The organism is Burkholderia glumae LMG 2196 = ATCC 33617 (assembly GCF_000960995.1).
GTDB classification, from domain to species: Bacteria; Pseudomonadota; Gammaproteobacteria; order Burkholderiales; family Burkholderiaceae; genus Burkholderia; species Burkholderia glumae.
On sequence record NZ_CP009435.1, the window covers coordinates 1,319,472 to 1,337,400 of the forward strand.

Annotated in this window: 30 protein-coding genes; 28 read left to right on the forward strand and 2 right to left on the reverse strand. The window is 63.3% G+C overall.

The window, feature by feature from the left end:
- The 27 genes from rplB (at position 1) to dsbD (ending at position 14,915) form a co-directional block, all read left to right on the forward strand.
- On the forward strand, positions 1-828 hold the full coding sequence (gene rplB, locus KS03_RS18535) for a 50S ribosomal protein L2 (protein ID WP_012734359.1): 828 nt from the start codon (positions 1-3) through the stop codon (positions 826-828).
- 10 nt (positions 829-838) lie between these two features.
- Complete coding sequence (gene rpsS / locus KS03_RS18540; protein WP_004199273.1) at positions 839-1,114, forward strand: 30S ribosomal protein S19; 276 nt, start codon at positions 839-841, stop codon at positions 1,112-1,114.
- A gap of 12 nt (positions 1,115-1,126) precedes the next feature.
- Positions 1,127-1,456, forward strand: coding sequence for a 50S ribosomal protein L22 (gene rplV / locus KS03_RS18545; protein WP_004199272.1), 330 nt, complete (start codon positions 1,127-1,129; stop codon positions 1,454-1,456).
- 11 nt (positions 1,457-1,467) lie between these two features.
- The gene (gene rpsC / locus KS03_RS18550; RefSeq protein ID WP_012734360.1) at positions 1,468-2,268 is read left to right on the forward strand and encodes a 30S ribosomal protein S3; all 801 of its coding nucleotides are present in this window, start codon (positions 1,468-1,470) and stop codon (positions 2,266-2,268) included.
- Between the two features lie 2 nt (positions 2,269-2,270).
- Positions 2,271-2,687 carry a 50S ribosomal protein L16 gene (rplP, locus tag KS03_RS18555; protein WP_012734361.1) on the forward strand — a complete coding sequence of 139 codons (417 nt, stop codon included), beginning with the start codon at positions 2,271-2,273 and terminating at the stop codon, positions 2,685-2,687.
- Between the two features lie 9 nt (positions 2,688-2,696).
- The gene (gene rpmC, locus KS03_RS18560) at positions 2,697-2,891 is read left to right on the forward strand and encodes a 50S ribosomal protein L29 (RefSeq protein ID WP_004199856.1); all 195 of its coding nucleotides are present in this window, start codon (positions 2,697-2,699) and stop codon (positions 2,889-2,891) included.
- Entirely contained in the window at positions 2,888-3,160 is a 273-nt protein-coding gene (gene rpsQ, locus KS03_RS18565; RefSeq protein ID WP_012734362.1) for a 30S ribosomal protein S17, read from the forward strand. The genes rpmC and rpsQ overlap by 4 nt, the downstream gene beginning before the upstream one ends.
- Positions 3,161-3,461: 301 nt before the next feature.
- Positions 3,462-3,830, forward strand: coding sequence for a 50S ribosomal protein L14 (gene rplN / locus KS03_RS18570; protein ID WP_004197951.1), 369 nt, complete (start codon positions 3,462-3,464; stop codon positions 3,828-3,830).
- Positions 3,831-3,839: 9 nt separating this feature from the next.
- Positions 3,840-4,145: a 50S ribosomal protein L24 gene (gene rplX / locus KS03_RS18575; protein WP_012734363.1), complete on the forward strand. Its 306-nt coding sequence runs from the start codon at positions 3,840-3,842 to the stop codon at positions 4,143-4,145.
- Positions 4,146-4,159: 14 nt separating this feature from the next.
- Positions 4,160-4,699: a 50S ribosomal protein L5 gene (gene rplE / locus KS03_RS18580; protein WP_012734364.1), complete on the forward strand. Its 540-nt coding sequence runs from the start codon at positions 4,160-4,162 to the stop codon at positions 4,697-4,699.
- Between the two features lie 7 nt (positions 4,700-4,706).
- Positions 4,707-5,012 (forward strand): 30S ribosomal protein S14, encoded by a 306-nt coding sequence (gene rpsN / locus KS03_RS18585; RefSeq protein ID WP_012734365.1) that lies wholly within the window; start codon positions 4,707-4,709, stop codon positions 5,010-5,012.
- A gap of 14 nt (positions 5,013-5,026) precedes the next feature.
- Positions 5,027-5,422: a 30S ribosomal protein S8 gene (gene rpsH, locus KS03_RS18590; RefSeq protein WP_012734366.1), complete on the forward strand. Its 396-nt coding sequence runs from the start codon at positions 5,027-5,029 to the stop codon at positions 5,420-5,422.
- 18 nt (positions 5,423-5,440) lie between these two features.
- Complete coding sequence (gene rplF, locus KS03_RS18595) at positions 5,441-5,971, forward strand: 50S ribosomal protein L6 (protein WP_012734367.1); 531 nt, start codon at positions 5,441-5,443, stop codon at positions 5,969-5,971.
- 12 nt (positions 5,972-5,983) lie between these two features.
- Positions 5,984-6,349, forward strand: a complete 366-nt coding sequence (rplR, locus tag KS03_RS18600; RefSeq protein WP_012734368.1) for a 50S ribosomal protein L18 — start codon at positions 5,984-5,986, stop codon at positions 6,347-6,349.
- A gap of 13 nt (positions 6,350-6,362) precedes the next feature.
- Complete coding sequence (gene rpsE, locus KS03_RS18605; protein ID WP_012734369.1) at positions 6,363-6,881, forward strand: 30S ribosomal protein S5; 519 nt, start codon at positions 6,363-6,365, stop codon at positions 6,879-6,881.
- Between the two features lie 15 nt (positions 6,882-6,896).
- Positions 6,897-7,079 (forward strand): 50S ribosomal protein L30, encoded by a 183-nt coding sequence (gene rpmD, locus KS03_RS18610; protein WP_010106952.1) that lies wholly within the window; start codon positions 6,897-6,899, stop codon positions 7,077-7,079.
- Positions 7,080-7,106: 27 nt separating this feature from the next.
- Positions 7,107-7,541, forward strand: coding sequence for a 50S ribosomal protein L15 (gene rplO, locus KS03_RS18615; RefSeq protein WP_012734371.1), 435 nt, complete (start codon positions 7,107-7,109; stop codon positions 7,539-7,541).
- A gap of 43 nt (positions 7,542-7,584) precedes the next feature.
- The gene (gene secY, locus KS03_RS18620) at positions 7,585-8,931 is read left to right on the forward strand and encodes a preprotein translocase subunit SecY (protein WP_012734372.1); all 1,347 of its coding nucleotides are present in this window, start codon (positions 7,585-7,587) and stop codon (positions 8,929-8,931) included.
- Positions 8,932-8,940: 9 nt separating this feature from the next.
- Positions 8,941-9,159, forward strand: coding sequence for a translation initiation factor IF-1 (gene infA, locus KS03_RS18625; protein ID WP_012734373.1), 219 nt, complete (start codon positions 8,941-8,943; stop codon positions 9,157-9,159).
- Positions 9,160-9,179: 20 nt separating this feature from the next.
- Complete coding sequence (rpmJ, locus tag KS03_RS30200) at positions 9,180-9,296, forward strand: 50S ribosomal protein L36 (protein ID WP_004199844.1); 117 nt, start codon at positions 9,180-9,182, stop codon at positions 9,294-9,296.
- A 38-nt stretch (positions 9,297-9,334) separates the two neighbouring features.
- A complete protein-coding gene (gene rpsM / locus KS03_RS18630) occupies positions 9,335-9,700 on the forward strand; it encodes a 30S ribosomal protein S13 (protein WP_012734375.1) in 366 nt (121 codons plus the stop codon).
- A gap of 23 nt (positions 9,701-9,723) precedes the next feature.
- Positions 9,724-10,125, forward strand: coding sequence for a 30S ribosomal protein S11 (gene rpsK / locus KS03_RS18635; protein WP_012734376.1), 402 nt, complete (start codon positions 9,724-9,726; stop codon positions 10,123-10,125).
- A gap of 147 nt (positions 10,126-10,272) precedes the next feature.
- Positions 10,273-10,896 (forward strand): 30S ribosomal protein S4, encoded by a 624-nt coding sequence (gene rpsD / locus KS03_RS18640; protein ID WP_012734377.1) that lies wholly within the window; start codon positions 10,273-10,275, stop codon positions 10,894-10,896.
- Positions 10,897-11,018: 122 nt separating this feature from the next.
- Positions 11,019-11,996, forward strand: coding sequence for a DNA-directed RNA polymerase subunit alpha (locus tag KS03_RS18645; protein ID WP_012734378.1), 978 nt, complete (start codon positions 11,019-11,021; stop codon positions 11,994-11,996).
- Positions 11,997-12,142: 146 nt separating this feature from the next.
- Positions 12,143-12,535, forward strand: coding sequence for a 50S ribosomal protein L17 (rplQ, locus tag KS03_RS18650; protein ID WP_012734379.1), 393 nt, complete (start codon positions 12,143-12,145; stop codon positions 12,533-12,535).
- Between the two features lie 132 nt (positions 12,536-12,667).
- Positions 12,668-12,994, forward strand: a complete 327-nt coding sequence (cutA, locus tag KS03_RS18655) for a divalent-cation tolerance protein CutA (RefSeq protein WP_012734380.1) — start codon at positions 12,668-12,670, stop codon at positions 12,992-12,994.
- Positions 12,987-14,915 (forward strand): protein-disulfide reductase DsbD, encoded by a 1,929-nt coding sequence (dsbD, locus tag KS03_RS18660; RefSeq protein WP_012734381.1) that lies wholly within the window; start codon positions 12,987-12,989, stop codon positions 14,913-14,915. The genes cutA and dsbD overlap by 8 nt, the downstream gene beginning before the upstream one ends.
- A gap of 86 nt (positions 14,916-15,001) precedes the next feature.
- Here dsbD and hemB read toward each other — a convergent pair whose 3' ends face one another.
- Both hemB and yihA read right to left on the reverse strand, forming a co-directional pair.
- Positions 15,002-16,000 (reverse strand): porphobilinogen synthase, encoded by a 999-nt coding sequence (hemB, locus tag KS03_RS18665; protein WP_012734382.1) that lies wholly within the window; start codon positions 15,998-16,000, stop codon positions 15,002-15,004.
- A gap of 245 nt (positions 16,001-16,245) precedes the next feature.
- Positions 16,246-16,905: a ribosome biogenesis GTP-binding protein YihA/YsxC gene (yihA, locus tag KS03_RS18670; RefSeq protein WP_012734383.1), complete on the reverse strand. Its 660-nt coding sequence runs from the start codon at positions 16,903-16,905 to the stop codon at positions 16,246-16,248.
- Positions 16,906-17,157: 252 nt separating this feature from the next.
- Here yihA and KS03_RS18675 point away from each other — a divergent pair, with 252 nt between their 5' ends.
- Positions 17,158-17,811 carry a c-type cytochrome gene (locus tag KS03_RS18675; protein WP_035981277.1) on the forward strand — a complete coding sequence of 218 codons (654 nt, stop codon included), beginning with the start codon at positions 17,158-17,160 and terminating at the stop codon, positions 17,809-17,811.
- The last annotated feature ends 118 nt before the right edge of the window (positions 17,812-17,929 follow it).

The window sequence follows — 17,929 nt, forward strand, 5'->3', positions numbered from 1 at the left end:
ATGGCAATCGTGAAAGTTAAGCCGACTTCGCCGGGTCGCCGCGCGATGGTCAAGGTGGTCAACAAGGATCTGCACAAGGGCAAGCCGTTCGCGGCGCTGCTCGACACGCAGAGCTCGACCGCCGGCCGCAACAACAACGGCCACATCACCACGCGCCACAAGGGCGGTGGTCACAAGCAGCACTACCGTATCGTCGATTTCCGTCGCAACAAGGACGGCATCCCGGCGAAGGTCGAGCGCCTCGAGTACGACCCGAACCGCAGCGCGAACATCGCGCTGGTGCTGTACGCGGACGGCGAGCGTCGCTACATCATCGCGCCGAAGGGCGTGGTGGTCGGCCAGCAACTGATGTCCGGCTCGGAAGCGCCGATTCGCGCAGGCAACACGCTGCCGATCCGCAACATACCGGTCGGCACGACGATCCATTGCGTCGAGATGCTGCCGGGCAAGGGTGCGCAGATCGCGCGCTCGGCCGGTACCTCGGCCATGCTGCTCGCTCGTGAAGGCGTCTACGCGCAGGTCCGTCTGCGTTCGGGCGAAATCCGCCGCGTGCACATCGAGTGCCGCGCGACGATCGGTGAAGTGGGCAACGAAGAGCACAGCCTGCGCCAGATCGGCAAGGCCGGTGCCAACCGCTGGCGCGGTATCCGTCCGACGGTTCGCGGCGTCGCGATGAACCCGATCGATCACCCGCACGGTGGTGGTGAAGGCAAGACCGCGGCAGGTCGCGATCCGGTGAGCCCGTGGGGCACGCCGGCGAAGGGCTTCCGTACGCGTAGCAACAAGCGCACGACGACGATGATCGTCCAGCGCCGTCATAAGCGCTAAGGAGTAGGCAATGGCACGTTCTGTTAAAAAAGGTCCGTTCTGCGACGCCCATTTGCTGAAGAAGGTTGAGGCGGCTGCAGCTTCGCGTGACAAGAAGCCGATCAAGACCTGGTCGCGTCGTTCGACGATTCTGCCGGACTTCATCGGCCTGACGATCGCCGTCCACAACGGCCGTCAACACGTTCCGGTGTACATCTCGGAAAACATGGTCGGCCACAAGCTTGGCGAGTTCGCACTGACCCGTACGTTCAAGGGTCACGCGGCCGACAAGAAGGCCAAGAAATAAGGGGCAATCAAGATGGAAGTGAAAGCAATTCATCGCGGTGCCCGCATCTCGGCGCAGAAGACGCGCCTGGTGGCTGACCAGATCCGCGGTTTGCCGGTCGACAAGGCGCTGAACGTCCTGACGTTCTCGCCGAAGAAGGCCGCCGGCATCGTGAAGAAGGTGGTGTTGTCGGCTATCGCGAATGCGGAGCACAACGAAGGCGCCGACATCGACGAGCTCAAGATCAAGAGCATCTACGTCGACAAGGCTGCCTCGCTCAAGCGTTTCACCGCGCGCGCCAAGGGCCGCGGTAACCGCATCGAGAAGCAATCCTGTCACATCACTGTGACGGTCGGGAATTAAGGGGTCACACGATGGGACAGAAAATTCATCCGACTGGCTTCCGTTTGGCCGTCAGCCGCAATTGGGCGTCGCGTTGGTACGCGAACAACAACAATTTCGCGGCGATGTTGCAGGAAGACATCGGTGTTCGTGAGTATCTGAAGAAGAAGCTGAAGAACGCTTCGGTCGGCCGCGTCGTCATCGAGCGTCCGGCGAAGAACGCGCGCATCACGATTTACAGCTCGCGTCCGGGCGTCGTCATCGGCAAGAAGGGTGAGGATATCGAACTGCTGAAGACGGAACTGCAGCGCCGCATGGGCGTGCCGGTTCACGTCAACATCGAAGAGATCCGCAAGCCGGAAACCGATGCGCAGCTGATCGCCGATTCGATCACGCAGCAGCTCGAGCGCCGGATCATGTTCCGCCGCGCGATGAAGCGCGCGATGCAGAACGCGATGCGTCTGGGTGCCCAGGGCATCAAGATCATGAGCGCGGGCCGTCTGAACGGCATCGAAATCGCCCGTACCGAGTGGTACCGCGAAGGCCGGGTGCCCCTGCACACGCTGCGTGCCGATATCGACTACGCGACCTCGGAAGCGAAGACGACCTACGGCATCATCGGCGTCAAGGTGTGGGTGTACAAGGGCGACACGCTGGGCCGCAACGATGCGCCGGTGGTCGAGGAAGTGACGGAAGACAAGCGTCCGCGCCGCAACGCGCGCCCGGGCGATCGTCGTCCGCGCCGTGACGGTGAAGGCGGTGGTCCGGGTGCCCGTCGTGGCGCGCCGCGTCGCGCTGCAGGCAAGCCGGAAGACGGCAAGACTGGAGAATAACGATGCTGCAACCGAAACGCAGGAAGTATCGTAAAGAGCAGAAGGGTCGCAACACCGGCATCGCCACGCGCGGCAATGCCGTGTCGTTCGGTGAGTATGGCCTGAAGGCTATCGGTCGCGGCCGTTTGACCGCACGTCAGATCGAAGCGGCACGTCGTGCCATGACGCGCCACATCAAGCGTGGCGGCCGGATCTGGATCCGTATCTTCCCGGACAAGCCGATTTCGCAGAAGCCGGCCGAAGTGCGGATGGGTAACGGCAAGGGCAACCCCGAGTACTACGTCGCCGAGATTCAGCCGGGCAAGATGTTGTACGAAATGGATGGCGTCACCGAAGAACTGGCACGCGAAGCGTTCCGTCTGGCCGCAGCGAAGCTGCCGCTGAAGACGGCGTTCATCGTTCGTCAGCTCGGCGCCTAAGGAGAAAACATGAAGGCTTCCGAACTTCTCCAGAAGGATCAGGCCGCGCTCAACAAGGAGCTGTCGGACCTGCTGAAGGCGCAATTCGGCCTGCGCATGCAACTCGCGACCCAGCAGCTCACGAACACGAGCCAGCTGAAGAAGGTGCGTCGCGACATCGCTCGTGTGCGGACCGTCCTGACTCAGAAGGCGAACCAGAAATGAACGATAGCGTAAAAACCTCGCTCAAGCGGACGCTCGTCGGTCGGGTCGTCAGCAACAAGATGGACAAGACCGTCACGGTGCTGATCGAGAACCGCGTCAAGCATCCGATCTACGGCAAGTACGTGGTGCGTTCGAAGAAGTACCACGCGCACGACGAAGCGAACACCTACAACGAGGGTGACCTCGTCGAAATCCAGGAAACGCGTCCTCTCTCGAAGACGAAGGCCTGGACGGTGTCGCGCCTCATCGAGGCTGCCCGCGTGATCTAAGCGGGAGGCCGAAAGGCCGCAGGCAGTAGAAGTACTTGAAATCGCAAAGTTTTTGCTTGCGCGACCGGGATTGTGCGTTATAATCCCGGTCTTCCCTCTTTATGGGAGCCCCGTCGCGGGCGAAGTCACGGTGGGGGAAGCGGGCTGGCGTTCTGTCGGCCCGATGATTCACCGATTTGCGATGGCGGGTTTCGTTTGCCATCGCTGCTGTTCAAACCCAAGCAGCCGGTTGGCTGACGGGACCAAGACTGACCGTATGTGCCATGGTGGTGCATCCGGATTAAGTTGGGAAAGATAAACCATGATCCAGACCGAATCTCGGCTTGAAGTGGCCGACAACACGGGTGCGCGTGAAGTCATGTGCATCAAGGTGCTCGGCGGCTCGAAGCGTCGTTATGCCAGCATTGGCGACATCATCAAGGTGAGCGTCAAGGAAGCAACGCCGCGCGGGCGCGTGAAGAAAGGCGAAATCTACAACGCCGTGGTGGTTCGCACCGCCAAGGGTGTGCGTCGTCAGGACGGTTCGCTGATCAAGTTCGACGGCAACGCCGCTGTGCTTTTGAACAACAAGCTCGAGCCGATCGGCACCCGCATTTTCGGGCCGGTCACGCGTGAGCTGCGTAGCGAACGATTCATGAAGATCGTTTCGCTGGCGCCGGAAGTGCTGTAAGGAGTCGCGATGAACAAGATTCGCAAGGGTGACGAAATCATCGTCATCACCGGCAAGGACAAGGGCAAGCGCGGTGTCGTGCTGGCCGTCGGTGCCGAGCATGTGACCGTCGAAGGTATCAACCTCGTCAAGAAGCATGTGAAGCCGAACCCGATGAAGGGCACGACGGGTGGCGTGGAAGCAAAGGCGATGCCGCTGCATATTTCGAACGTCGCATTGGTCGACGCGAACGGCAAGGCTTCGCGTGTTGGCATCAAGGTCGAGGAAGGCAAGAAGGTTCGCTTCCTGAAGACGACCGGCGCCGTGCTGGCCTGACGCGGAGTAGAGAAATGGCACGTTTTCAAGAGTTTTACAAAGAGAAGGTTGTTCCCGGCCTGATCGAGAAGTTTGGCTACAAGTCGATCATGGAAGTGCCGCGCATCACCAAGATCACCCTGAACATGGGTCTTGGCGAAGCCGTCGCTGACAAGAAGATCATCGAGAACGCCGTTGGCGACCTGACGAAGATCGCAGGTCAGAAGCCTGTCGTGACGAAGGCCCGCAAGGCAATCGCCGGCTTCAAGATCCGCCAGGGCTACCCGATCGGTGCGATGGTGACGCTGCGCGGCCGCGCGATGTACGAATTCCTCGATCGTTTCGTGACGGTCGCCCTGCCCCGCGTGCGTGACTTCCGCGGCGTGTCGGGTCGCGCGTTCGACGGCCGTGGCAACTACAACATCGGTGTGAAAGAGCAGATCATTTTCCCCGAAATCGATTACGACAAGATCGACGCGCTGCGTGGGCTGAACATCAGCATCACGACCACCGCGAAGACCGACGACGAAGCGAAGGCACTGCTCGCCAGCTTCAAGTTCCCGTTCAGAAACTGAGGTTACCGTGGCTAAACTGGCACTGATCGAACGTGAAAAGAAGCGTGCCCGCCTGGCAGCTAAGTTCGCACCGAAGCGTGCGGCACTGAAGGCGGTCATTGATGACGCGAGCAAGTCGGACGAAGAGCGTTATGCCGCTCGTCTGGAACTGCAACAACTGCCCCGCAACTCGAACCCGACTCGCAAGCGTAACCGCTGCGCGATCACGGGCCGTCCGCGTGGCACGTTCCGCAAGTTCGGCCTCGCGCGTAACAAGATTCGTGAAATCGCTTTCCGCGGCGAGATTCCTGGCCTGACCAAGGCGAGCTGGTAATAGGAGAAACGTAAATGAGCATGAGTGATCCTATCGCCGATATGCTGACTCGCATCCGCAACGCGCAGATGGTCGAGAAGGTTTCGGTGGCAATGCCCTCGTCGAAGGTGAAGGTCGCGATCGCCCAGGTCCTGAAGGACGAAGGCTATATCGACGATTTCGCAGTCAAGACCGAAGGCGCGAAGGCAGAACTGAACATTGCACTGAAGTACTACGCCGGCCGTCCGGTCATCGAACGCCTCGAGCGCGTGTCGAAGCCGGGCCTGCGCGTGTACCGCGGCCGCAATGACATTCCGCAGGTCATGAACGGCCTGGGTGTGGCAATCGTGTCGACGCCGAAGGGCGTGATGACCGACCGCAAGGCGCGCGCTACCGGCGTCGGCGGCGAAGTCATCTGCTACGTCGCCTAACCGAAAGGAGAAAGAAACATGTCTCGAGTAGGTAAGAGCCCGATCGCGCTGCAAGGCGCGGAGGTGACGCTGGCCAACGGCTCGATCACCGTCAAGGGCCCGCTGGGCACGATCTCGCAAGTGGTGAACCCGCTTGTGACGGTGGCGAACGACAACGGCACGCTGAATCTGGCGCCCGTCGACGAGAGCCGCGAAGCGAATGCACTGTCCGGCACGATGCGCGCGATCATCGCGAACATGGTGCACGGCGTGACGAAGGGTTTCGAGCGCAAGCTGACGCTGGTTGGCGTCGGTTATCGTGCGCAGGCGCAAGGCGACAAGCTGAACCTGTCGCTGGGTTTCTCGCACCCGGTGGTGCATCAGATGCCGGAAGGCGTCAAGGCAGAAACCCCGACGCAAACCGAAATTCTGATCAAGGGGATCGACAAGCAGAAAGTCGGCCAGGTGGCTGCGGAAGTTCGCGGCTACCGCCCGCCCGAGCCCTACAAGGGCAAGGGCGTGCGCTATGCCGACGAGGTTGTGATCCTCAAAGAAACGAAGAAGAAGTAAGGGTGCGCAATCATGGATAAGACTCAATCTCGCCTGCGCCGCGCTCGCCAGACGCGTATCAAGATCGCCGAGCTGCAGGTCGCGCGTCTCGCCGTGCATCGCACGAACTCGCACATCTACGCGCAAGTGTTCTCGCCGTGCGGCACCAAGGTGGTGGCCAGCGCGTCGACGCTCGAAGCCGAAGTGCGTGCGCAGCTGGCCGATCAGTCGGGCAAGGGCGGCAACGTCAATGCAGCGACGCTGATCGGCAAGCGTATCGCAGAAAAGGCCAAGGCCGCCGGCATCGAATCCGTCGCCTTTGACCGCTCGGGCTTCCGCTATCACGGTCGCGTCAAGGCCCTGGCCGACGCAGCTCGTGAAGCTGGGCTCAAGTTCTAAGGAAGGAATCGTCATGGCAAAGATGCAAGCGAAAGTTCAGGCCGACGAGCGCGACGACGGCCTTCGCGAAAAAATGATTTCGGTCAATCGCGTGACCAAGGTCGTGAAGGGTGGCCGGATTCTCGGTTTCGCCGCACTGACCGTGGTCGGCGACGGTGATGGCCGCGTCGGCATGGGCAAGGGCAAGGCGAAGGAAGTGCCGGTCGCCGTGCAGAAGGCAATGGAGCAGGCTCGCCGCAACATGTTCAAGGTGCCGCTGAAGAACGGCACCCTGCAACACGAAGTGCACGGCAAGCACGGCGCTTCGGCGGTCCTCCTCGCTCCGGCGAAGGAAGGTACCGGCGTGATCGCCGGCGGCCCGATGCGCGCGGTGTTCGACGTGATGGGCGTGCAGAACGTGGTGGCCAAGAGCCACGGTTCGACGAACCCGTACAACCTCGTTCGTGCGACGCTCGACGGCCTGCGCAAGCAATCGACGCCGGCAGACATCGCCGCCAAGCGCGGCAAGTCCGTCGAAGATATTTTGGGCTAAGCCCAGGTGGTCACCATGTCTGAAAAAACTGTCAAGGTTCAGCTCGTCAAGAGCCTGATTGGGACCCGCGAAACGCACCGCGCCACCGTGCGCGGCCTGGGTCTGCGTCGCCTCAACTCGGTCAGCGAGCTGCAGGATACGCCGGCGGTGCGCGGCATGATCAACAAGGTGTCGTACCTTGTTAAGGTCATCGGCTAAGTGCCGGCTACGGATCAAGGAGTTGTTATGGAATTGAATAACCTGAAGCCGGCAGAAGGCGCGAAGCACGCCAAGCGTCGCGTCGGCCGCGGCATCGGTTCCGGTCTCGGTAAGACGGCCGGCCGTGGTCACAAGGGTCAGAAATCGCGTTCGGGCGGCTTCCACAAGGTCGGCTTCGAAGGCGGTCAGATGCCGCTGCAACGTCGTCTGCCGAAGCGCGGCTTCACCTCGCTGACGAAGGAATTCGTCGGGGAAGTGCGTCTGGGCGACCTCGAGAAGCTGCCGGTCGAAGAGATCGATCTGCTCGCACTGAAGCAAGCCGGCCTGGTCGGCGAGCTGACCAAGAGCGCGAAGATCATCGCTACGGGCGAACTGAAGCGCAAGATCGTCGTGAAGGGTCTCGGTGCGACCAAGTCGGCTCGCGCAGCGATCGAAGCGGCGGGCGGTTCGTTTGCCGAGTGACGTGCCTCGCGGCCGTTACTAGCATCTGCATCGGAGAAGATACTTGGCCAACAGCCCGAGTCTCGCAAAACCCGGTCGAAGCACGGCGAAGTTCGGCGATCTGCGCCGGCGGGCAATGTTCCTGCTGCTGGCGTTGATCGTCTATCGCATCGGCGCGCACATTCCGGTTCCGGGCATCGATCCGGATCAACTGGCGAAGCTGTTCCAGAGCCAGGCAGGCGGCATCCTCGGCATGTTCAACATGTTCTCGGGTGGCGCGCTGTCGCGCTTCACGATCTTCGCGCTGGGGATCATGCCGTACATTTCGGCGTCGATCATCATGCAGTTGCTGGCGATCGTCTCGCCGCAGCTCGAGGCGCTGAAGAAGGAAGGGCAGGCAGGGCAGCGCAAGATCACGCAATACACGCGGATCTTCACGGTCGTGCTGGCGACGTTCCAGGCCTTCGGCATCGCCGCGGCGCTCGAGAACCAGCCGGGCCTCGTCATCGATCCCGGCATGCTGTTCCGGCTGACGACGGTCGTGACGCTGGTGACGGGCACGATGTTCCTGATGTGGCTCGGCGAGCAGATCACCGAACGCGGCCTCGGCAACGGTATCTCGATCATCATCTTCGGCGGGATCGCGGCGGGTTTCCCGAATGCCGTGGGCGGACTGTTCGAGCTGGTGCGCACGGGCTCGATGAGCATCATCTCGGCGATCATCATCGTCGTGCTGATCGGCGCGGTGACCTACCTGGTCGTGTTCATCGAACGCGGTCAGCGCAAGATCCTCGTGAATTATGCGAAGCGCCAGGTCGGCAACAAGGTTTACGGCGGACAGTCGTCGCATCTGCCGCTGAAGTTGAACATGTCGGGCGTGATTCCGCCGATCTTCGCATCGTCGATCATCCTGTTCCCGGCAACGATCCTGAGCTGGTTCAGCTCGGGCGACCGCAAGAGCTGGCTGTCCGACACGCTGCACAACGTGGCCGAAGCGCTGAAGCCGGGTCAGCCGGTGTACGTGCTGCTGTACACGCTGGCGATCGTGTTTTTCTGCTTCTTCTACACCGCGCTGGTGTTCAACAGCAGGGAAACGGCAGACAACCTGAAGAAGAGCGGTGCGTTCGTGCCGGGCATTCGTCCGGGCGACCAGACCGCGCGATACATCGACCGCATCCTCACGCGTCTGACGCTGGCCGGTGCGATCTACATCGTCTTCGTGTGTCTGCTGCCGGAGTTCCTGGTGCTGCGCTGGAACGTGCCGTTTTATTTTGGTGGAACGTCGCTGCTGATCATTGTCGTCGTCACGATGGACTTCATGGCGCAGGTGCAGTCGTACGTTATGTCGCAACAGTATGAATCGCTGCTCAAGAAAGCCAATTTCAAGGGCAGCAACATTCCAATGCGTTGATCTAGGACTATGGCCAAAGACGATGTAATCCAGATGCAGGGCGAGGTCGTCGAAAACCTCCCGAATGCGACCTTCCGCGTGAAGCTGGAAAACGGCCATGTCGTATTGGGGCATATTTCGGGAAAGATGCGGATGCACTACATCCGTATCCTCCCCGGCGACAAGGTGACGGTTGAGTTGACGCCTTACGATCTGTCTCGTGCGCGGATCGTATTCCGGGCGAAGTGATTTGTAAAAAGGGTAATATCATGAAAGTGATGGCATCGGTTAAGCGCATTTGCCGCAATTGCAAGATCATCAAGCGCAAGGGTGTGGTTCGCGTGATCTGCAGCTCGGACCCGCGCCACAAGCAGCGTCAAGGCTGATCGCGCGCTCGTTTGCGCTTTTTGTTTGAGGAAAAACAATGGCTCGTATCGCAGGGGTTAACATCCCGAATCACCAGCATACCGAGATCGGCCTGACGGCGATTTTCGGTGTCGGCCGCACGCGCGCGCGCAGCATCTGCGTCGCCGCTGGCGTGGACTTCTCGAAGAAGGTCAAGGACCTGAACGACGCAGACCTCGAAAAGCTGCGTGAAGAGGTTGGCAAGTTTGTCGTCGAAGGCGATCTGCGCCGTGAAGTGACGATGAACATCAAGCGTCTGATGGACCTCGGTTGCTACCGTGGCGTGCGCCATCGCAAGGGTCTGCCGATGCGTGGCCAGCGTACGCGTACCAACGCACGTACCCGCAAGGGTCCGCGCCGCGCCGCGCAAGCGCTGAAGAAATAAGCTGACAGTTACAGGAAAACGTCATGGCTAAGGCTTCCAATAACGCGGCTCAACGCGTTCGCAAGAAGGTTAAGAAGAACGTTGCGGAAGGCGTGGTTCACGTTCACGCATCGTTCAACAACACGATCATCACGATCACCGATCGTCAGGGCAATGCTCTGGCGTGGGCGACGTCGGGCGGCCAGGGCTTCAAGGGCTCGCGCAAGTCGACCCCGTTCGCCGCGCAGGTGGCAGCCGAGTCGGCTGGCCGCGTCGCGATGGAATACGGCGTGAAGAATCTGGAAGTGCGCATCAAGGGCCCGGGCCCGGGTCGCGAGTCGGCAGTGCGCGCGCTGCACGGCCTCGGCATCAAGATCACGGCGATCTCCGACGTGACGCCGATCCCGCACAACGGCTGCCGGCCGCCGAAGCGCCGCCGCATCTAAGGCTGCCTGGCGCCGCCTGTTGTCGCCGCGGGGCGTCGACGGGCAACGTAGTTGATTGTATTGATTGACTAAGTCCACCGTTCGGTCCAAAGGACACGAACTAGCGCGGATCCGGATCCGCGTGACGATAGATAGAGGAAACGCAAAGTGGCACGTTATACCGGCCCGAAGGCCAAGTTGTCCCGCCGTGAAGGCACCGATCTGTTCCTGAAGAGCGCGCGCCGCTCGCTCGCCGACAAGTGCAAGCTCGACAGCAAGCCGGGTCAGCACGGCCGCATCTCCGGTGCGCGCACGTCCGACTACGGCACGCAGCTGCGCGAAAAGCAGAAGGTCAAGCGCATCTACGGCGTGCTGGAGCGTCAGTTCCGCCGCTACTTCGCCGAAGCCGACCGCCGCAAGGGCAACACGGGTGAAAACCTGCTGCAACTGCTCGAGTCGCGCCTCGACAACGTGGTGTACCGCATGGGCTTCGGCTCGACGCGCGCCGAAGCGCGCCAGCTCGTGAGCCACAAGGCGATCACGGTCAACGGCGTGGCGTCGAACATCCCGTCGCTGCAGGTCAAGCCAGGCGACGTCATCGCAATCCGCGAGAAGTCGAAGAAGCAGGCGCGTATCGTCGAAGCGCTGTCGCTGGCCGAGCAAGGCGGCATGCCGAGCTGGGTTGCAGTCGACGCGAAGAAGTTCGAAGGCACGTTCAAGCAAGTGCCGGAGCGCGCTGAAATCGCAGGCGACATCAACGAAAGCCTGATCGTCGAATTGTATTCGCGTTAATCCGATTGATAGCCGAGGTACCCTGCTTGCGAATTGCCGGCAGGGCCTCGGCTGTTCATTTTCAGGTGTTACCGGTCAGCCTTATCGGTGTAACGAGCCGAGGGTATTGAAAAGGAAAACCTATGCAAACCAGTTTGTTGAAACCCAAGATCATCGCCGTGGAGTCGCTGGGCGAGAACCATGCGAAAGTGGTCATGGAGCCGTTCGAACGCGGCTATGGCCATACCTTGGGCAATGCGCTCCGCCGTGTGCTGCTGTCGTCGATGGTGGGCTACGCGCCGACCGAAGTGACGATCGCCGGTGTCGTGCATGAGTACTCGACGCTCGATGGTGTGCAAGAGGACGTCGTCAACCTGCTGCTGAACCTGAAGGGTGTGGTGTTCAAGCTGCACAACCGCGACGAAGTCACGGTGACCCTGCGCAAGGAAGGCGAAGGCATCGTGACGGCCGGCGACATCGAACTCGCGCACGACTGCGAGGTCATCAACCCGGATCACGTGATCGCGCATCTGACCAAGGGCGGCAAGCTCGACGTCCAGATCAAGATCGAGAAGGGCCGCGGCTACGTGCCGGGCAACGTTCGTCGCTACGGCGAGGAAACCGCGAAGATCATCGGCCGCATCGTGCTGGACGCCTCGTTCTCGCCGGTCCGCCGCGTCAGCTATGCGGTGGAGAGCGCCCGGGTCGAGCAGCGTACCGACCTCGACAAGCTCGTCATGAACATCGAGACGAGCGGCGTGATCACGCCGGAAGAAGCGATCCGCCAGTCGGCCCGCATCCTGGTCGACCAGCTGTCCGTGTTCGCGGCGCTGGAAGGCACGGAGACGGCCGCGGAAGCGCCGTCGCGCGCGCCGCAGATCGATCCGATCCTGCTGCGTCCGGTGGACGATCTCGAACTGACGGTGCGTTCGGCGAACTGCCTGAAGGCCGAGAACATCTACTACATCGGCGATCTGATCCAGCGCACGGAAAACGAGCTGCTGAAGACGCCGAATCTCGGCCGCAAGTCGCTGAACGAAATCAAGGAAGTGCTGGCCTCGCGCGGCCTCACGCTGGGCATGAAGCTCGAGAACTGGCCGCCGGCCGGTCTCGACAAGTAATAGCCGGCGGCGAGCCGCGCGTCGCAAGTCTGGTCAGGACGCGGATTTTCCTTTAAAATCCGCGTCTTGCTTTTTTCTACCGGCCCGTGCGCCAGTTGTGGCGCGATAGAAGAGCTGGATCAAAACTTTGAATCAAGGAAACTGAAATGCGTCACCGTCATGGTCTGCGGAAACTGAACCGCACGAGCAGCCACCGTCTGGCAATGCTCCGTAACATGTCCAACTCGCTGATCGAGCACGAAGTCATCAAGACGACGCTGCCGAAGGCGAAGGAACTTCGCAAGGTCGTCGAGCCGCTGATCACGCTCGGCAAGAAGCCGTCGCTGGCGAACCGCCGCCTGGCGTTCAACCGCCTGCGCGATCGTGACTCGGTCACGAAGCTGTTCGACGTGCTCGGTCCGCGCTTCGCGAACCGCCCGGGCGGCTACCTGCGCATCCTGAAGTTCGGCTTCCGCGTCGGCGACAACGCGCCGATGGCACTGGTCGAACTGCTCGATCGTCCGGAAGTCGCGGAAGACAACGTCCAGGAAGCCGAATAAGCCTTCCCGACGTCGCGAAAAAGCCAGGCCGATGCCTGGCTTTTTTGTTGTCCGCGCGCTGACCGCCCGCAGCGCGCGAAGCGCGCGCCTGCGTTAGGATATGGCGTTTCGCGAATCCCGCAGGAGACGTCGATGGTGATCGTGCTGATGATGACGACCGTGCCCGATGCGGCCACGGCCCGCGCGCTGGCGGACGGCGCGCTCGGCGCGCGGCTCGCGGCCTGCGCGTCGGAGCTCGGCACGATCCGTTCGAGCTATCACTGGCAGGGCAAGATCGAATCGGCGCAAGAAATCCAGCTGCTGTTCAAGACGAGCGCCGTGCGCGCGCTCGAGCTCGAGCGCTTCATCACCTCCCATCATCCTTACGAGACGCCCGAAATCGTCTCGTGGCAGGCCACCGCGTCCGTACCCTACGGCACCTGGGTGGCGGCCGAGACTCAACGCCTGTTCCATGTCTGATCGCCACTTTTCCGCGGCCGCCTGCCTGCGTCTGCTGCTCGCGTGCCTGGTGCTGTTCGGCGCGCTGTTCGGCCTCTCGCCGGCCGCGCGCGCCGACGGCGACTTCCTCGATCCGTCGCTCGCGTTCCGCTTCAGCTCGAGCGAATCGCCGGGACAGGTGAACCTGCATTTCAGCATCGCCGACGGCTACTACATGTATCGCGAGCGCTTCGCGTTCGCCGTGAAGAGCGGCACGGCGACGCTCGGCGAGGCGCAGATCCCGCCCGGCCACGTGAAGTACGACGAGACGTTCGCGAAGAACGTCGAAACCTATCGCGGCGAACTGACGATTCACGTGCCCGTCGTGAAGGCGGCCGGTCCGTTCGAGCTGTCGGTCACCTCGCAGGGGTGCGCCGACGGCGGCATCTGCTATCCGCCCGCCGAGCACGTGGTGCGCGTGGACGGCACGGCGCTCGCGGCCGCACCGGCGGCTGGTTCGCCGGCGCAATCGTCCGTGCCGGCTGCGGCCCCGCAGGCGCCCGCGCCGGCCGCGCAGGGCGCCGTTGCCCCCGCGTCGCTGGCGCCCCCCGCCGCCGACGGCAGCTGGTACGAACGCGTGACGAGTGCCGACTATGCGCGGTCGCTGCTCGAGGGCCGCGGCTTCCTGACCGTCGTCGCGCTGTTCTTCGTGGCCGGGATGGTGCTGAGCCTGCTGCCGTGCTCGTACCCCATGATCCCGATCCTGTCGGCGATCATCATCGGCGAGGGCACTCGCGCGACGCGCGCGCGCGGTTTCGCGCTGTCTCTGACCTACGTGGTCGGGATGGCGCTCGTCTACACCGTGCTCGGCATCGTTGCCGCGCTGATCGGGCAAAGCCTCGGCGCCTGGCTGCAGAATCCATGGATGCTCGGCGCATTCGCGCTGCTGCTGACGGTATTCGCTCTGACGCTGATCGGCGGCATCGACATCGCGTTGCCGCAGCGCTGGCAGGACGGCGCCGCGCAGGCATCGAGCCGGCGCTCGGGCGGCCGCTTCGCGGCGGTGGCCGCGATGGGGGCGCTCTCGGCGCTGGTGGTCGGCGCCTGCATGACGGCACCGCTGTTCGCCGTACTCGCCTTCATCGCGCACACCGGCAATGCGCTGCTCGGCGGCGCCGCGCTGTTCGCGATGGGAATCGGCCTGGGCGTGCCGCTGCTGATCATCGGCCTCGGCGCGGGTACGCTGCTGCCGCGTGCCGGCGCCTGGATGGAGGGCGTGAAGGTGTTCTTCGGCGTGGTGCTGCTCGCGGCCGCGCTCTGGATCGTCTGGCCGGTGCTCGGCGCGGCGGTGCAGATCGCGCTCGCCGCGCTCTGGCTGCTGATCGCCGCGGCGGCCACCGGCCTCTTCACGCCGGCGGCCGGCGGCGCGTCGATCTGGCGCCGGCTCGGCCGGGGCGTCGGCGCCGCATTCGCGATCTGGGCCGCCGTGCTGCTGGTCGGCCTCGCGGCCGGCTCGACCGATCCGCTGCGTCCGCTGTCGGTGTTCGCCGCACGCGGCGCCGGCGCGGCAGCCGGCGCCGCTGCTGGCACCGGCGCGCATGAAGGCCCGAGCTTCGCGCCGGTGCGTTCGAGCGCCGAACTCGACCGGATCATCCAGACCGCCGGCCGGCCGGTGCTGCTCGATTTCTACGCAGACTGGTGCGTGAGCTGCAAGGAGATGGAGCACCTGACCTTCACCGATCCGCGCGTGCAGGCGCGGCTGGGCCAGCTTCAGCTGGTGCGCGCCGACGTGACTGCCAATAACGGCGACGATCAGGCGCTACTCAAGCGTTTCGGCCTGTTCGGGCCGCCCGGCATCATCGTGTTCGGTCTGGACGGCCGCGAGCTCGGCCGCGTGGTCGGCTATCAGGACGCCGAGCGGTTCCTGCGCAGCCTCGACCGTGCCGGGGCGCCCTCGGCCTGAACCCCGACGGATTCGCCATGAAAAAACGGCGAGGCGCCTGAGGCGCTGCGCCGTTTTCGTTGGCATGCCCGCACGGGCGCGCCGGCTTACTTCTGGTCGCGCAGCAGGCGCGCGGCCTCGAGCGCGAAGTAGGTGAGCACGCCGTCGGCGCCCGCGCGCTTGAACGCGAGCAGGGATTCGAGCACCACCTTGTCGTGGTCGAGCCAGCCGTTCAGCGCGGCGGCCTTCAGCATCGCGTATTCGCCGCTGACCTGGTAGACGTAGGTCGGAAAGCGGAACTCGTCCTTCACGCGGCGCACGATGTCGAGGTAGGGCATGCCGGGCTTGACCATCACCATGTCGGCGCCTTCGTCGATGTCGAGCCGGATCTCGCGCAGCGCCTCGTCGGAATTCGCCGGATCCATCTGGTACGTCATCTTGTTGCTCTTGCCGAGATTCGCGGCCGAGCCGACCGCGTCGCGGAACGGGCCGTAGAACGCCGATGCGTACTTCGCCGAGTACGCCATGATGCGCGTGTGGATATGGCCGTCGCTTTCCAGCATCTCGCGGATCGAGCCGATCCGGCCGTCCATCATGTCCGACGGCGCGACGATGTCGACGCCGGCCTCGGCCTGCGCGCGCGCCTGCTCGAGCAGGATCTCGATGGTCGCGTCGTTGATCACGTAGCCGTGTTCGTCGAGCACGCCGTCCTGGCCATGGCTCGTGTACGGATCGAGCGCCACGTCGGTCAGCACGCCGAGCTCGGGGAAGCGGCGCTTGAGCTCACGCACCGCACGCGGAATCAGCCCCTCGGGGTTGCCGGCCTCGTGGCCGTCGGGCGTCTTCAGCGCCGGCTCGATCGCCGGGAACAGCGACAGTACCGGCACGCCGAGCTCGACGCACTGCTCGGCGACGCCCATCAACAGGTCCACCGAGACGCGCTCGACGCCCGGCATCGAGGCCACGCCCTGGCGCACGTTGGTGCCTTCGACCACGAATACGGGCAGGATCAGATCGTTGGTGGTGAGGAGGTTTTCGCGCATCAGGCGACGCGAGAAATCGTCGCGGCGCATTCTGCGCGGGCGATGCAAGGGATGGAGGCTCATGACGAAATCGCTGGAATCGGTCTGAAGGAACCCTTACGGAACCCTTCGGGGAATTTTCGAGACAATGGTATATGATAGCGAGCGAGTGCCGTGCCAAGGCGCGATGCTCCCCGCTTCTCCTCCCTGAGCGGGTGCCTGTCGTTAATCGATTAGGCTGTTTGACCCGCCGCGAAACGGCGGGTTTTTTTATGCGCCAACCGACGGCAAGCCTCCGTTCGGGGCCGCGCGAAACGCGCGCGGAGCGTTCATTCTCCTACAGCCGCGTCATTTTCGCCGGCAACTGGCGGCCGCAGCCAGCTCTCGATCAGCGCGTGCGCCTCGTCGAGCCCCGTGCGCTTGAGTGCCGAGAACAACTGCACCGTCAGTTCGCCCTCGTAGCCGGCGTCGCGGTAGGCCGCCAGCGCTTTCTTCGTATTGCGAAGCGCATTGACGCTTTCTTGGCGGGTCAATTTGTCACACTTCGTCAGCAGCGTGTGAATCGGCTTGCCGGTCGGGGCGAACCACTCGATCATGCGCTGGTCCAGTTCGGTCAGCGGCCGGCGTGAGTCCATCATCAGGATCATGCCGCGCAATTGGGGCCGGGTCTTGAGATAGGCCGACAGCAGCGCTTCCCAGTGCGCCTTCGCGGCGCCGGGCACCTCGGCGTAGCCGTAGCCGGGCAGGTCCACGAGGTTCGCGACCGGCTCCGCCTCGGGGCCGACCGAAAAGTAGTTGATGTGCTGGGTGCGCCCCGGCGTCTTCGAGGCGAACGCGAGCCGCTTCTGGTTGCAGAGTATGTTGATCGCCGTCGATTTGCCCGCGTTCGACCGGCCGGCGAAGGCGATTTCCGGAATCACGGTGGGCGGCAGGTCGCGCAGGTGATTGACGGTCGTGTAGAAGCGGGCTTGATGGAGCAGGAAGGCCATGAGTGCGGATGGAGCGAGAGCGCGGTGCGGGCCGCGCGTGGAGGCGGGAACCCCGCAATGATCCGCGTGGGCGTTGCATGCGGTAATCCGCGCAGTAACCCTGATAGCCGGAACGGGGCTGTAAACGCCATATTGTACAATACGGCGGTTTTTCCGAAGCCCTGCGGGCCGGTTGCGGGCGCTTTCTGCGGTAGACTGATTGCCGTCGTTTGCAGAACCTCAAATTCCCACAAGACGAAACAGGGTGTGCGAATGAATCGACTGTGCAAGTCTCTGATAGCGCTTCAGGTTGCAGCAGGGTTCGTTGGTTTCGTGGCGGAGGCAAACGCGGCGGATGCGGCCAAGCCGGATCTCGAGCGGGGCAGGACGATCGCGACGCAGGTCTGCGCCTCGTGCCATGGCGCCGACGGCAACAGCGCGACGGGCGCGTTTCCGAAGCTGGCCGGCCAGCATCCCGAGTATCTGGTCAAGCAGTTGCACGATTTCAAGACGCAGCCGGGCGCGCAGGGGCCGGCGCGCAACAGCGCGGTGATGGCGGGCTTTGCCAGCGCGCTGAGCGACGCCGACGCGCGCGACGTGGCTGCCTACTACGCCGCGCAGACCCCCAAGCCCGGCGTCGCGCGCAATGCGGCCACCGTCGCGCTGGGCCGGCAGATCTATCGCGGCGGCATCGCCGACAAGGGCGTGCCGGCCTGCGCGAGCTGCCACGGTCCGACCGGGCAGGGCGTCCCGGTGCAGTATCCGCGCCTGTCGGGGCAGTGGGCCGATTACACGGCCGCGCAGCTCGCGGCGTTCCAGCAGGGCGCGGGCGCGCGCAATAACAACGAGCCGATGCACCAGATCGCATCGCGCCTGTCGGACAGCGAAGTGAAGGCGGTTGCCGATTACATTGCCGGCCTGCACTGATCGCTCCCGGCGCACGGGAATTCTCGCCGTCGCGTCTCGCGCGCTGCGGTACGGAAACAAAAGAAAGGGTGGGGCGCTGCCGCCAGGCTGGTGCCTTGCCCTTTTTTATTGTCAGTCG